This is a genomic window from Actinoplanes awajinensis subsp. mycoplanecinus, from assembly GCF_001509495.1.
In the GTDB taxonomy this organism is placed as follows: Bacteria; Actinomycetota; Actinomycetes; order Mycobacteriales; family Micromonosporaceae; genus Actinoplanes; species Actinoplanes palleronii.
Genome location: NZ_LLZH01000299.1, coordinates 1 through 14,718, shown reverse-complemented (window position 1 = coordinate 14,718; position 14,718 = coordinate 1). Strand labels below are relative to the sequence as shown.

Here is a 14,718-nt window from a genome sequence, read left to right as displayed (position 1 = left end):
CCACGTCACTCTGCGTTGCCGACGTGCTGGTCAGGACCGCGGGGTGATCTCAAGCACCGGTCGATGTGTCGGAGGCCGGCGGGACGCCCTCGACGGCCAGCAGCCGGGACGAGAGCTGGGTGCGGGAGCGGACGCCGAGCTTGCGGTAGACCCGGGTCAGGGTGGCCTCGACGGTCTTCACGCTCAGGTAGAGCCGGGTGGCGATCTCGCGGTTGCTGGAACCGTCCCGGACCATCGCGGCGATCCGCAGCTCGGTCGAGGTGAGGCCCTGCTCCGGGGCGAGGCTGCCCTCGGTGCGGGCCAGGGCGCGCTCGGTCTCCTCGGCCCAGGGCCGGGCGTCGGCGGACAGGAAGATCGCCAGCGCGGCGCCGATCAGCAGGCGGGCCGCGGCGTACCGGCGGCGGCGGCGTTCCGCTCCCCCGGCCACCAGCAGCGCGTGCCCCTGTTCGACCGGTTGCCGCAGCTGCTCGAACAGGTGCGCGGCGGCGGTGGACAGCTCGACCGCGGAGTCCGCCTGGCCGCTCTCCGAGTGCACTATCGCGGTCGCCCGGTCCAGGTAGCCGGCCAGCGCCGGGGTGCTGCCCAGCTGCTCGGCGGCCTTGCGGGCGCGGGCCAGGGTCTCGGCGGCCTCGACGTGCTCGCCGAGCGCGGCCAGCCCGGCGGCCAGGTCGGCGTGCCAGCGGACGATCATCGGGTCCGAGCCGCCGGCCTCGGCCTCCAGGTCACGCAGCCGGCGCAGCGCGGCCACCCCGGCCCGGGAGTCGCCGGAGCGCAGACCGGCCTGGCCCAGGGCGTGCAGGTTGCGGCGCAGGTAGAGGTTGTCACCCTCCTGTTCGGAGGCCCGGATGCCGCGCTGGGCGAAACCGGCTGCCGCGGTCAGGCTGCCACCGGCCAGCTCGGCGACGGCCGCCGTGTACCACGTCGGGCCGGGACTGAGCCCGGCCTCCTGAGCGGCCTGGACGGCGCGGTGGGCGTACCGGAGAGCCTCCCGGCAGCGACCCGCCCGCGTCGCCACCTCGGAGAGGCTGCGGAGCACCTCGACCCGGGCCTCGCCGATCCGGTCGTGTTCGGCGACCGCGAGCAGCCGCAGCAGCTCGGCGCGCGCCTCGTCGAGGCGGTCGTCGATCAGCGCGAAGCGGGCCGCCATGTAGTGCGGGCCGTAGTGCAGCCAGTCCGGTGCCGGCGAGGCGGGCAGGGCCAGCGCCCGGGTGAGCGAGTCGCGCCACTGCGGTTCGCCGCGCATCCGCTGGATCTGGGCGAGGCTGCTGAGCGCCATCGCCTCGCTGGTCGCGTCGCCGGCCCGATGCGCGATGTCGGCGGTGCTGCGCGCCTCGGCGAAGGCCCGGTCCGGATCCCCGGTGATCATGGCTTGCCAGGTGAGCCGCAGCCGGACCGGGGCGAGCAGCGCGGGATCGTCGCCGGCCTCGGCCAGCGCGGCCGCGAACATCTCGCCCATCTCGCCGAGCGCCTGCCCGGCCAGGTCGATCAGCACGACCCGGGCCCGGACCCGGTGCCCGGCGGGCGCGTCGGCCGCGATCACCGCCTCGGCGGCCCGGCCGGCCAGTGCCGGTGAGCCGCCGGTGAGCGCGGTACGGGCCGCCGCGACCAGCCAGTCGAGGCGTTCGGCGGCCAGGTGATGCGGGCAGCGGTCCGCCGCGAGCAGGTAGAACTCGGCCGCGGTGCGTTCCGCACCCCGGGCGGCGCACTGATCGGCGACCGCGGCCAGGCGCCGGGCCACCGCCGCCTCCGGACGGGCGCTGCGCAGCGCGCGGTGCCGCAGCGCCTCGACGTCGTCCAGCGCGGCCGCGGCGAGCGCGGCGTGCGCCCGGCTGCGGTCGCCGGCCGGCGTCTCCTCGACGAGCACCTGCGCGATCATCGGCGGGGTGAACCGGATCGCCTCACCGGCCACCTCGACCACCCCGGCGGAGACGGCCTGGTGCAACTCCCGGTCGGCGTCGTCCCGGCCGGCCCGCAGCAGCAGCGTGACCGTCGGCTCGGTGGCCAGCGCGGCGGTCAGCAGGGTCGCGTTCACCTCGTCGGAGAGGCAGGTCAGGCGTTCCCGGGCCAGGTCCCGGACGATCTCCGGCAGCGGCGCCGGACGCCAGGCCGGGCCGTCGGCGCCGGTGCTGCCCAGGGCCAGGGCCAGGAACGGGTTGCCGGCACTGGCCCGATGCAACCGGCTGGCCATCCGGCACGGCAGGCCCCGGGCCTCGAGCATGGCGGTCAGGTCGTCCGGCGCGAGCGGCGGCACGGCGATCTCGGTGGCCGGTGGCGGGCAGAGCCGGGCGGCGCGGCGGTGACCGGCGTGGTCAGGGCGGCGCTCACCGGCGACCGTCCGGACCCGGGGGCCGGGGCGGCGGCGCATCGCGAACGCGATCAGGGCGGCCGACTCCGGGTCCAGCCACTGCACGTCGTCCAGGACCAGCAGCACCGGCACGCTCCGGGCGCAGTGCGCGAGCAGGGCCGGCAGCACCAGGCGGCGGGCCAGGGCGGGCACGCCGGTGCGGGGCGGGTGGCCCTGCCGCAGGCCGGCGAGCACGTTGCGGAAGGCGGGCGCGAGGGCCGCCACCGCTTCCGGCGGGACCTGCCGGACCAGGTCGGCGACCCCGGCGTACGCCAGGGTCCGCTCCCCCAGCGCCGGGCGCAGGCGCAGCACCAGCTCACCGCGGGTCGTGGCCTGCTCGGCTACGGCGTCGAGCAGCGCGGTCTTCCCGATGCCGGGTGGCCCGTAGAGAGCCACTCCGCCACCGGCTGCGAGCCTGCCGTCGATCTCCGCGAGTAACGCGGCCCGGCCGTGCAGTATGGGCGCGTCGCGTGGCACCGCGGCCCACCCCCTAGGTCTGAGCTGGAGTCAGCCTAGGGAGCGGAGGCCGTGGTCATCAATGGGTAGCTTCGTCACACCTGAACGGTCATTTGCCCTTGGCGGTGACCGAGGTGGCGGTGACCGTGCCATCCGTGCCGGTCGCGCCCTCGACGGTGACCGCGTCGCCGGCCTTGACGTCGCTGAGCTTGCCCTTCTTCGCGGTCGAGACCGAGGTGCTGCCGTCGGTCTTCACGGTGACCACCGAGCCGTCCGCGGTCTGTACGTAGATGGTCTTGCCGTTGACCAGCTTGACCGTGCCGGTGGTGCCGGCCGCCGCGGCTGCGGCGGTCCCGGTTCCGCCCTGCGCCGCGGCCCCGCCCGGGGCAGCGCTGGCGTTCGCACCGGGGAAGCCGGCGCCGCCGGCGAAGTTGCCACGGCCACCGGTGCCGCCACCGGGGAAGCCGGACGTCGTGGTGCTCGACGCGCCCCACTGCTTCTGCGAGTACACCCCGCCGAGGAAGCCGCCCATCAGCAGCAGGCCGACACCCAGCACGACCGTGCCCTTGTTCCACCACTTCTTCGGCGCGACCTTGGCGAGTTCCTCGGCCAGACCGTCGTGGTCGGCGTCGTCGGGCTCGGGCTGGGGTGACACGGCCGGCAACAGGGCGGTCTCGTCGTTCATCCGGTTCACAGTTGAGTCCTCACTCGTAGCGCAGCGCGTCGATCGGACGCAGGCGGGCGGCGCGGGCGGCGGGCAGGCCGCCGAAGAACAGCCCGATCGCGACGGACACCCCGAAGGCGAGCCCGACCGAGCTGGGCACGATCACCGGTTTCACGCCGACGATCTCGAATTGACTGCCGATCAGGGCGGCGGCGACACCGAGGCCGCCGCCGAGCACGCTCAACAGCGTCGCCTCGATCAGGAACTGGTTGAGGATCACCCGGCGGGGCGCGCCGAGTGCCTTGCGGATGCCGATCTCCCGGGTCCGCTCGGTCACCGTGACCAGCATGATGTTGGTGATGCCGATCCCGCCGACCAGCAGACTGATCGCCGCCACCGCCCCGAGCAGGGTGGTGAACGTGTCCGCCGTCTCGGTCTGCGTCTCCAGCAGCGACGACGCGTTCTGGATCCGGTACGGCGTGGTCGACGAGGACGACGGGTCCACCTTCAGCTGCTGATTGAGGATCGTCGACACCTCGCTCTGCACGGCGTCCACCTTGTCGGGGTCGTTGGCCTCGACGATGATCGAGGTCAGCGAGCCGTACCCGGCGAGGACCTGCTGCACCGCGGTGAGCGGGGCGATCGCGGTGTCGTTCGGGTCCTGGAATCCGGTGGAGCTCTTCTCCTTCAGCACCCCGACCACGGTGAACAGCGCGCCGCTCACGGTGACCTGCTTGTCGATCGGGTCGACGCCGGGGAACAGCTCCTCGGCCACGGTCTGGCCGATCACCACCACCCGGCGGCCCTGGGTCACGTCGTCAGCGGTGAACGACGCGCCCTTCTCCACCGGGGTGCTGGACGCGCCGAACCAGTCCGGCGTGGTGCCGACGAACGTGCTGACCGCGTGGTCGGTGCCCTCGTACGTCATGGTCGCCGACGACGCGCTGACCACCGGCGACACCGACTTGATGTCCGGCGCCAGCTCGGGGTCGATCAGCGCGTCGGCCATCTTCTTGGTCAGGGCGGTACTGCTCGACCCGCCCCGGCCGGTGCTCATCACGGTGATGGTGTTGGTGCCCAGCGCCTCGATCCGGTCGCTGATCGCCTTGGCCGAGCCGTTGCCGACCGCGACCAGCAGGATCACCGCGGCGACACCGATCAGGATGCCGAGCATGGTGAGCGCCGAGCGCAGTTTGTTCGCGGAGAGCCCGCGCAGCGAGAACCGCACCACTTCGAAGAAGCTCATGCGGTGTGCCGCCCGCCCGCGGCGTAGACGGAACCACGGGCGACGGTGCCGTGCCCGGCCGCGAGGTGCCCGGCGGCCACCGACTGCACCTTGGCGTGCGCGGCGGCCGCACCGACCGGCGCCAGCTCGATCGGGGACTGCCGCACGTCGGTGACGATCGAGCCGTCGACCAGGCGGATCAGCCGCTTGGCGCGGGCGCCCACCTCGTCCTCGTGCGTGATGATCACGATGTTCTTGCCGGCCGCGCTGAGGTCGTCGAAGACCTGCAGCACGTCGTCGGTGGACTTGCTGTCCAGGTTGCCGGTGGGCTCGTCGGCGAGCAGCAGGGCCGGCTCGGTGACCAGCGCCCGCGCCACCGCGACGCGCTGCTGCTGGCCGCCGGAGAGCTGGTTCGGCTCGTGTCCGGCCCGGTCGGCCAGGCCGACGACGTCCAGGGCCGCCAGCGCCCGGCGACGCCGTTCCTTCGGTTTCACCCCGGCGTACGCCAGCGGCAGCTCCACATTGGCCACCGCCGTGGTCCGCGGGATCAGGTTGAACGACTGGAAGATGAACCCGATCAGGCGGTTCCGGGCCAGGGCCAGCTGGGCGTCGGAGAGGCCGCCGACGTCCACCCCGTCCAGCAGGTACGTGCCGGTGGTCGGGATGTCCAGCGCGCCCAGGATGTTCATCAGGGTCGACTTGCCGGAGCCGGACGAGCCCATGATCGCCACGTAGTCGCCGCGGTGCACCGTCATCGAGACACCGCGCAGGGCGTGCACGGTGGCCTCACCCTCGCCGTAGCTCTTCTTGAGGTCGCGGACCTCGAGGACCGGCCGGGTCATCGTCCGCCCCCGCCCGGCGCGCCGCCGCCGCCGAGGTTGCCCCCGCCGCCGAAGTTGCCGCCGCCCGCGCCGAAGCCCGCGCCGCCCTGCTGACCGGTGGTGCCGGAGCTGGTCGAGGTGGTCTTGACCACGACCTGCTCGCCGGCGGTGAGCCCGGAGGTGATCTCGGTGGTCGAGTCGCCGGCCAGGCCGATCTCCACCGACCGGGTCTCCTGGGTGCCGTTGGCGACCACGGTCACGGTGTGCCGCTTGCCGACCGTGGTGATCGCCGCGGAGTTGACCGCGATGACGTTCTCCTTGCTGCCGGTGGTGACCACGACCGAGACGGTCTGGCCGACCTTGGCGCCGGTCGGCACCTTGTCCAGGGTCAGCGTCACGCCGTAGGTGACCACGCTGTTCGAGGTGGCGCCGGACGGGTCGATCGCGGTGACCTTGGCGCTCTGCTCGGTTCCGCTGAGCGCGTTCCAGGTCACCGTGGCGACCTGCTTCTCCTTGAGCTGGGTGGCGTCCGCCTCGGCGAAGTCCGCGGCGACCTGCATCTTGGTCAGGTCGGCGATCTCCACGAAGCCGGTGGACGTCGAGGACGTCGAGGTGGAGCTGCTGCCACCGCCCTGCGAGCCGCCGCCGGAGGAGGAGCTGGACGAGCCGGTGCCGGAGGCCGAGCTGCCGATCGTGCCGCTGACCGCGGTGACGGTGCCGGCCATCGGTGCCTTGAGCACCGTGCCGTCCACCCCCGCGTCCGCGTCGTCGACCGCGAGCTGGGCCGTCTCGACCTGGTTCTCCGCGTCGGTGGTGTCCGTGCCGGCGTCCTGCACCCGGTCCAGGGCGTCGTTGGCGGCGTCCAGGTCGGCCTCCGCGGCGGCCAGGGTCCGCTTCGCGGCGGCCGGGTCGACCTTCGCCAGGACCTGGCCCTTCTTGACCTTGTCACCGACCTTGACGCTGATCGCGGTGACCGTGCCGCTGGTCTCGAAGCTGGCACTGGCGGTGCTGGCGCTCTCCACCGTGCCGTCCGCGGTCACGGACTTGGTGACCGTGCCCGTTTGGGCCGACACCGTTCGTTGGGAGGCCACGGCAGCCGTTCCCCCGTCATCGGAACCGGCAAATGTCTCGTACACCGTGATGGCACCGGCGACGAGCACGACGCCGATCACGGCGTTGACCACCAGGGACGGGTGGCGGCTCAGGCGTACCTTCATGCCGCACACTCTCGGGGCGCGGCCTTGGAGGAGATTCGGCGGAACCTCGGAGCCAGCTTAGAATCTCACGGCGCGTCACCGACGGCCGGCAGCAGCACGCGGAACGTGGCGCCGCCGCCGGGTGTCTCGTGCAGCTCGATCCAGCCGCCGTGCACGTGCACGATGGCCGCCACGATCGCCAGGCCCAGCCCGGATCCGCCGCCCTTGGCCCGGGTACGGCTGGCATCCGCCCGGTACAGCCGCTCGAAGATCCGCGGAGCGTGCTCCGGCGGCACCCCCGGCCCGTCGTCCTCGACCTCGAGCACCGCCACCGGCAGCCCGTCACGTACGGTGATGGACCCGGAGCGGATCGCAGCGTCGTCCGGTGACGTGGCCACCGTCTGCCCCACCCGGACCGTGACCCGGGTGCCGGCCGGGGTGTGGTTCAGCGCGTTGGCGACCAGGTTGGTGGCCACCTGACGCAGCCCGTGGTCGTCGCCGAGCACGGTGCCGGGCGCGAAGGTGTCCTCGTCGTCGCTGAGCCCGGAGAGCAGCACGGCCCGGCCGGGCACGCGGGCGTGCGCGTCCCGGATGGTGTCCGCGGCGATCTCCAGCAGGTCCACCCGGCGCAGGTCCAGGGTGCGCTGCTGATCCATCCGGGCCAGCCGGAGCAGGTCCTCGACCAGCACGCCCATCCGGGCGGCCTCGGCCTCGATCCGGCTCATCGTCTCGTCCAGCAGCGGACCGGCCGGCGCGCCGCCGCGCCGGTACAGCTCGGCGAAGCCGCGGATCGAGGTGAGCGGGGTGCGCAGCTCGTGCGAGGCGTCCGCGACGAACTGACGCAGCTTCTGCTCGGAGGCGGTCCGCGCGTCCACCTCGGTCTCGATCCGGGTGAGCATCGAGTTGAGCGCCAGGCCGAGCCGGCCGGGTTCGGTGTGCGCGTCGCCGGGCACCCGCTGGGAGAGGTCGCCGCCGGAGATCTGCGCGGCCGCCGTCTCCATCTCGGTGAGCGGGCGCAGGCCGAGCCGGACCACGTAGGCCGCGCCGAGCCCGAGCAGGGCCAGGATCAGCAGCATCACGCCGGCGTCGATGAGCAGCAGCTGGTCGGTGGTCTGCTGCATCTCGTCGAGGGACGAGCCGAACAGGGCGTACCCGCCGGTGTTCCCGATCGGGAGGGCGACCACGCGCCAGTCGGTGCCGTCGGCGCTGGAGACGGTGTAGGGCGTCGCGGCGGCCGCTTTTTCGGCGAGCTCGCGGAAAGACGGAATCGCCGGACGGCCCTCGTCCGCCGGATAGCTGCGGTCGGCGTCCAGCGTGCCGTCCGCCCGGTACAGGTAGGTGACCTGGTCCGGGCCAACCCGGAAGAAACGACCACGGGGTACGAAGTTCGGGTCCGGTTGCGCGTTCGTCATCGGCCGCGCCATGCCGGTGAGCTGCTTGTCGATCCGGTCCTGCAGGTAGAAGCGGATCAGCAGGACACCCGTCACGTTCGCCGCGACCAGCGCGATCGCGGCGAGGATGCCGACCACCAGGACGAGACGGGACCGTAGCGTCCAGTGCCGCCAGGGCAGCCAGCGCGGCATCAGCCCCTTCACTCGTCGCGGGGCACTCGCAGGGCGTATCCCACGCCCCGCACCGTGTGGATCAACGGCGGATCGGTCTTGTCGATCTTGCGACGGAGGTAGTAGACGTACGACTCGACGATGCGGCCATCGCCACCGAAGTCGTACTTCCACACCCGGTCCAGGATCTGCGCCTTGCTGACCACTCGACCGGCGTTGATCATCAGGTATCGGAGCAGGTTGAACTCGGTCGGCGACAGCTCGATCAGACGGCCCGCCCGGCGCACCTCGTGAGCGTCCTCGTCCAATTCCAGGTCGGCGTACCGGAGCACCCCGGTGTCCGGTGTCGGTTCCTCCGGCTGACTGCGCCGCAGGATGGCGCGGATCCGTAGCACGACCTCCTCGAGACTGAACGGCTTGGTGACGTAGTCGTCGGCACCGGCCGAGAGCCCCAGGATCCGGTCCTCGACCGCGTCACGCGCGGTGAGGAACAGCACCGGGGTCCGGGTCCCGCCGGCGCGCAGCCGCCGGGCCACCTCGAACCCGTCCAGGTCCGGCAGCATCACGTCGAGCACGATCAGGTCCGGCTCGAAGTCGCTCACCGCCACCAGGGCCGAGTGCCCGGTCTCGGCGACCCGCACGTCGAAGGCGACGAGCCGCAGGGTGGCGCTGAGCAGCGCGGAGATGTTCGGCTCGTCGTCAACGACGAGGACGCGGGTGGCCCGCGCCGACGTCTCGCCGACGGTCACTGGGTAACGGGTTTCGGAAAGCACCGCAAAGAAGTATCAACGTTTTCTTTGAATCAGCTATGAGACCGCTGTTATTTACCAGGAGCGGGAGACCACGTCACCCTCGGTGAGGCCTGAGGCGATCTCAGTGTACTGGTCGCCGCGGAGGCCGATCACCACCTTCGTCGCGCCGCCGTCCTTCTGCACGGTGCCGCTGGTGCCGGAGACGTCGTGCACCGCGGTGGTGGGCACCCGCAGCACGCCGGTCTTGCTGCCGGTGGTCACCTTGACCTGGGCGCTCTGCCCGACCAGCAGGTCCTCCGGCGCGTCGACGAAGGAGAGCACCACGCCGAACGTGGTCAGCGTGCCGTCGCTGGTGCCGACCGGGTCGACCACCACCAGGGTGGCCTGGAAGTCCTCGCCCGGCTTGTCGGCCAGGGTGATCACCGCCTTCTGCTTGACCGCCAGGTGGTCCGCGTCGGCCTCCGGGAAGGCGGCGCTGATCTGCATGTCGTAGACGTCGGCCAGGGTGACGAACGTCGAGCCGGAGCTGACCTGACTGCCCACCTTGCCGCTGACCGAGAGGATCCGGCCGGCGATCGGCGCGGTGATGGTGGCGCCCTCGAGGGCCTCCTCGGCCTCCTCCAGGGTCACCTCGGCCTGGTTGACCCGCTGCTGCGCGCTGAGGATGGCGTCGCCGCTGCTGCTCTGCCCGCCTTGCTGGCCGCCACCGGAGCTTCCGGAGCCGGCGCTGGAACAGGTCCCGCCCGTGCCTCCGCCGCCAGGAGTGGTGCCCCGGGTTTTCGTCGCGGTCGGCTTCGCCGTCGCGGTCTTGGTCGCGGTGGGCTTGGCCGTCGCGGTCTTCGTCGCGGACGGCGAGGGCGAGGCGGTGGCCGAGGCCGAGGGCGATGGCGAGACCGTTGTGCTTGCGGAGGTCTGCAATCGGTACGCCGCGGCCACGTCGCAGGAACTACTGCTCGTGCTGGTAGTGGTGCTTGCCGCCTTCGCGTCGGCGAGTGTGTCCTCCGCTGAGTCCAGCGCGTCCTGCGCCGCGTCGACCGCATCCTGCGCGTCGTCGTCGTTCACCGTCGCGAGCGCCTCGCCCGCGGTGACCGTCGTCCCGGCTCGGACCTTGACGCTCTCCACCGTGCCGTCCACCGCGAACGACAGGCTGCGCGTCTGCGCCGGCGCCAGGGTTCCGGTGGTGGCCACCTCGGTGGTCACCGCACCCTTGTCCACGGTGGCGGTCTCGGCTGCCTTCGTCGTCTCGGCGCCGTCCGCGGTCAGCGCTCGTATCACGCCGTAAGCGAGCAGCGCGAGCACGACGACCGCCACGCCGAACCAAATCAATCGCCGGCGACCGGCCAGTGCAACACCCATGGTCGAGGAGTCTGACCAGTGGTCCTCGCCGCGGGCTCGGTCCTGCCTCGGAGTTCCCTCGGAGCCGCCGGAGCCGCTCAAAGGTAATTCCTAGCCTGGTCCGATCTTCCGCATAGGAAGCCCTAGTTCGCTATGCCCTCGTACCCGCCCGACTAATGAGGAGACGCTTGTGCCGGTAGTCAAGTCGAAGATGGCCCGCCGGGTCGCGGCGTGCGCGGCGGTGGCTTTCGTGTCGGTGGCCTTCACCGCGGCGTGCGGCGACAAGGACGACACGAGCAGCGCCACGAGCGGCTCGGACGGACAGAACGGCGGCGGCAACACCGCGTTCGCCGCGTACACGGAATGTCTGGCGAAGAACGGCGTGACCGTGACGATGCCGTCCGGCGGTCCCGGCGGCGGTGGCAACGGCGGCACCCGCCCGTCCGGCGCGCCGAACGGCGGCGAGGCCCGGCCCTCCGGCCAGCCCCGGCCCTCGGGCAGCTTCGGCGGCCAGCGCGGTGGCGGCGGCTTCGGTGGCGGCTTCCAGAAGCCGGAGGGCGTCGACGACGCGACCTGGACCAAGGCCCAGGAGGCCTGCGCCTCGGTGCGGCCGAGCATGGGCGCCGGTCGCGGCAACGGCGGTGGCAACGGCGCGAACGCGGCGTTCACGAACTGCCTGAAGGACAACGGCGTCACCGACACCACCAAGATCGACGCCACCGACGCCGTCACCAAGAAGGCGATCGAGACCTGCAAGGTGCTGCAGCCGAGCGCGGCCGCCAGCTCCTGACCCGCCCCTCCCCACAGGCCACCGTGCCGGCATCGTTCGTCCCCCCGTCGTGGCGATGCCGGCACGGTCGTGTCATCTCCCCGCAACACCCCGGAAATGTCACCACGTGCACGACATCGACGTTCCTCTTTCGGTTCGGTGCGCGGGGCGCAACACTCTCGACATGTTTCATGCACCTTTAGTGCAAGAAGTTGCCCGGCTGCTGGAGGCGGCCGCCGCCGGCCGGGGCGGAGCGCTCCTGCTCTGCGGCGGGCCGGGTTCCGGCCGCAGCACCCTGCTCGCCGCCGCGTCCCCCGCATCCCCCGCGGACCGCACCACCCTCGCCGTTCCCGGACACGCCGCCGAACGCACGTTCCGGTTCGCCGCCCTCCGCCGCCTGTCCGATCAGGCCCACCCGTCCGGCGACGTGGTCACCGCAGGCGATTCGCTCCTGCTCTTCTTGCGTACGATCGCCGCCCACCGCCCGCTACTCTGCGTGTTCGACGACGCTCACCTGCTGGACGCACCGTCCCTCGCAGTGATCACCTACGCGGCGCGCCGCCTGGCCGGCACCCGGATCGCGTTCCTGGCCGCCGGTCCACCGAGCCTCACCGGGTGTGGCCTGCCCACTCTCCGCATCCCGCCCCTGCCGCCGGACGCCGCCCGCGCCCTGATCACCGCGCACGCCCCGGACGTCACCGCCGACGTGGCCACCGCCGTCACCGCGCTGGCGGGCGGGAATCCGGCCGCCCTGACCGATCTGGCCAGGTCGCTCACTGCGCAACAGCGCCGGGGTTATGCCCCGCTCCCGGTGACGCTGCCGCCGGAGAGTCCGCTGCTCAGCCGCCTGCGCACGGAGCTGGAGGCGCTGCCCGCCGCCACCCGCCACCTGCTCCTGCTGGCCGCCGCCGATCCCCCGGCGCCCCTCCCCGACCTGCTCACCGCCGCCGCGGCGCGGGCTCCCGAGGCGTCCCGCACGTCGTCTCCCGCCACTCCCCCTGCCCCGGACCCCGGAGCTCTCCCCGCGCCGAATCCCGGAGCTCTCCCCGCGCCAGACCCTGGAGCTCTCCCCGCGGCGGATCCCGGGGCTCTCCCTGCGCCGGCCTCCGACGGGGCCGGGCTGGGTGGGCTGCTGCCCGCCGAGCGGGCCGGGCTGATCACCGTTGACGGTGTCACTGTCCGCTTCGGATCAGCGTTGGCGCGCGCTGCCGCGTACCGGGAAATGTCCGCGGACGCACGCCGGACCGCCCACCTCGCGCTCGCCCGGGTCTCGGCCGCCCGCGGCCGCGAACTCGACGCCCTCCTGCACCGCGCGGCGGCCGCGACCACAGCGGACCCCGCGCTCGCCGCCGCACTCACCCGAGCTGCCGCGCCATCCGCGCCGTCCGACGCGGCAGAGGCTTTCCGGTACGCGGCGGAGCTCTCCCCCGCCCCCGCCGACCGCAACGCCGCCCTGCTCGACGCGGCCCGCTGCGCCTGGCTGGCCGGCCGCCCGCACGAGGCCGGCCAGCTGCTCCGCCGAGCCGAACAACACGCCGCCGAAGCCGGCCCGCAGACACCGGCGCAGAATGCCCGGACCACCGATCAGCAGGCCCGGAAGCTCGACCGGACCGACACCGACCGGGCCACCGACCGGACCGACGCCGAGCGGACCGCGGACCGGCCGGCGCGGACAGCGGCCCGGGCCGGTGAGGCGGGGGCGCGGACCCGGTTGCGGGCGCGCGGGCTCGCCGCGGAGATGCGGCCGGACGAGCCCGCGTCGCGGGAGATCCTGATGGACGTCGCCGCGGAGCTCGGGGACGCCGACCCGCCGGCCGCCCTCGACGCGCTGTCGCTCGCCGGGGAGGCTGCCAGCCTGGCCGGGGAGCGGGACCGGTATGCGGCGCTGGCCCGACGGGTCACGGCCGGGCAGCACGGCGACGAGGCGCCCGCGGTGACGATGGCCTATCACCACGTCGCCGGGCTGGCCGAGATCGCCGCCGGGGACGAGGGTGCCGCGTTCACCCGGTTCCGGCAGGAGCTCGACCTGGCCGGGCGGGTCGCCGAGCCGATGCCGCTGATCCGGGCCGCGACCGCCGGGATCCTGGTCGGCGACGCCCAGCGGGCCACCGCGTCGGCCGGCCGGGCCGCGCTGCTGGCAAGATCAGAAGGGGCACACAGCCTGGTACCGCGCGCCCTGGAACTGGCCGCGCTCGCCGGCATGGCCGCCGGCGACTACGACGCGGCGACGACCGCGGCGCTGGACGGGGCCGCGGTGGCCCGGGGCACCGGGCAACACGCCCTCGCCGGCACCCATCTGGGACTGCTCGCCGTGCTCGCCGCGATGGTCGGCGACCGGGAGAACGGGCAGGCCCGGATCCACACGGCCAGCACCGTCGACCAGGCGCGGCCGCTGTGCGAATGGGCCCTCGCCCTGCTGGACCTGGTCGACGGGCGACGCCGCGAGGCAGCGGAACGGCTGGGCACGATCGTCGCCGGCCCGCCCGGGCGGGGTTCCGTGCTGCTGCGGGTCGCGGTCGTGCCGCACCTGCTGGAGGCGGCCGGCCTGGAAACAGCCGGGCGGGAGTCGCTGATGCTGACCGCGTCCACGTTCGACGAGTGGGCCGGGCGCACCGGGCAGGCCGGTTGGCTGGCGTTGCGCGACCGGTGCCGGGCGCTGCGAACCCGGGACGGCGAGGCGGCCGAGGCCCACTTCCACGCGGCGTTGCACCGGGTCGGCGAGGGCGGCTTCCCGCGGGCACACACCGAGTTGCTCTACGGCCGGTTGCTGCGCCGCCGGCGCCGGCACGTGGCGGCGCGGGAGCATCTGCGGCGGGCGGCGGAGACGTTCCGGCTGCTCGGCGCGGATCCGTGGGCGGCACAGAGCGTACGAGAACTGCGTGCCGCCGGCGAGCGGCCCGGACCGGAGACGACCATCCGCGGCACCGGCGCTCTGACCGCGCAGCAACAGCGGATCGCGACCCTGGTCGCCGAAGGCGCCACCAACCGGGAGGTGGCCCAGGAGCTGCACCTCAGCCCCCGCACGGTCGACCATCACCTCCGCAACGTCTTCGCCCGCCTGGGCGTCCGCTCGCGCACCGAGATGGCCCACCTCCTGACCACCCGCTGACGCATGAGTTCCCGCCCCGTGCGAGCCCGGCTGGTCCTGGCGGCCGTCAAGAGGGACTCCCAACGGCCTTCACCACCAGCCGCACTCCCCGGAATGCCGCTCAGCCGGCCGGTGCTGGGTACAGCCGTCGCCACCCCACCGCAGGTGTGAACGACGCCGGTCGCGGCCTGCTCATCGGCCTCGGTGCGCATTCCGGTTCCCGGCTGGTGCTCAGGGGTGCCTCAAGGACCGAGAGGCACCCCTGAGCACCAGCCGACAACGCCGAACACGCGGGCGGCTCGGGGCGGTGCGGGCGGCAGTTCGGGCGGTGGTGGTGCGGGTGGCGCGCGGGTGGTGCGGGTGGCGCGCGGGTGGTGCGGGTGGCGCGCGGGTGGTGCGGGTGGTGCGGGTGGTGCGGGTGGCGGCGAGTGCACGGTCCTGCGCTCCGGGCGGAGGGTGCAACCGAGCCCGGCGGGGTGCACACGGTGTCTGCCTGATGTGAGTGC

At 73.4% G+C, this 14,718-nt stretch carries 10 protein-coding genes; 2 read left to right on the top strand and 8 right to left on the bottom strand.

Annotation, left to right across the window (positions count from 1 at the left end; translation table 11 throughout):
• Positions 1 to 49 precede the first annotated feature (49 nt).
• From ADL15_RS35425 to ADL15_RS35390, 8 genes are all read right to left on the bottom strand, one after another.
• Complete coding sequence (locus ADL15_RS35425; RefSeq protein WP_067700473.1) at positions 50 to 2,821, bottom strand: helix-turn-helix transcriptional regulator; 2,772 nt, start codon at positions 2,819 to 2,821, stop codon at positions 50 to 52.
• An 88-nt stretch (positions 2,822 to 2,909) separates the two neighbouring features.
• Positions 2,910 to 3,485 (bottom strand): hypothetical protein, encoded by a 576-nt coding sequence (locus ADL15_RS35420; protein ID WP_067700682.1) that lies wholly within the window; start codon positions 3,483 to 3,485, stop codon positions 2,910 to 2,912.
• 19 nt (positions 3,486 to 3,504) lie between these two features.
• A complete protein-coding gene (locus ADL15_RS35415) occupies positions 3,505 to 4,710 on the bottom strand; it encodes an ABC transporter permease (RefSeq protein ID WP_067700471.1) in 1,206 nt (401 codons plus the stop codon).
• Entirely contained in the window at positions 4,707 to 5,531 is an 825-nt protein-coding gene (locus ADL15_RS35410; protein WP_067700469.1) for an ABC transporter ATP-binding protein, read from the bottom strand. Before ADL15_RS35410 ends, ADL15_RS35415 begins: the two co-directional genes overlap by 4 nt.
• Positions 5,528 to 6,727, bottom strand: a complete 1,200-nt coding sequence (locus tag ADL15_RS35405; protein WP_067700467.1) for an efflux RND transporter periplasmic adaptor subunit — start codon at positions 6,725 to 6,727, stop codon at positions 5,528 to 5,530. Before ADL15_RS35405 ends, ADL15_RS35410 begins: the two co-directional genes overlap by 4 nt.
• Before the next feature lie 65 nt (positions 6,728 to 6,792).
• The gene (locus ADL15_RS35400) at positions 6,793 to 8,289 is read right to left on the bottom strand and encodes a sensor histidine kinase (protein WP_083972201.1); all 1,497 of its coding nucleotides are present in this window, start codon (positions 8,287 to 8,289) and stop codon (positions 6,793 to 6,795) included.
• A gap of 8 nt (positions 8,290 to 8,297) precedes the next feature.
• Complete coding sequence (locus tag ADL15_RS35395; RefSeq protein ID WP_067700465.1) at positions 8,298 to 9,017, bottom strand: response regulator transcription factor; 720 nt, start codon at positions 9,015 to 9,017, stop codon at positions 8,298 to 8,300.
• A gap of 75 nt (positions 9,018 to 9,092) precedes the next feature.
• A complete protein-coding gene (locus tag ADL15_RS35390; protein ID WP_067700463.1) occupies positions 9,093 to 10,376 on the bottom strand; it encodes an efflux RND transporter periplasmic adaptor subunit in 1,284 nt (427 codons plus the stop codon).
• Between the two features lie 169 nt (positions 10,377 to 10,545).
• Here ADL15_RS35390 and ADL15_RS35385 point away from each other — a divergent pair, with 169 nt between their 5' ends.
• Both ADL15_RS35385 and ADL15_RS35380 read left to right on the top strand, forming a co-directional pair.
• Positions 10,546 to 11,145, top strand: coding sequence for a hypothetical protein (locus tag ADL15_RS35385; protein ID WP_067700461.1), 600 nt, complete (start codon positions 10,546 to 10,548; stop codon positions 11,143 to 11,145).
• A gap of 181 nt (positions 11,146 to 11,326) precedes the next feature.
• Complete coding sequence (locus ADL15_RS35380) at positions 11,327 to 14,233, top strand: LuxR C-terminal-related transcriptional regulator (RefSeq protein WP_067700459.1); 2,907 nt, start codon at positions 11,327 to 11,329, stop codon at positions 14,231 to 14,233.
• Positions 14,234 to 14,718 lie beyond the last annotated feature (485 nt).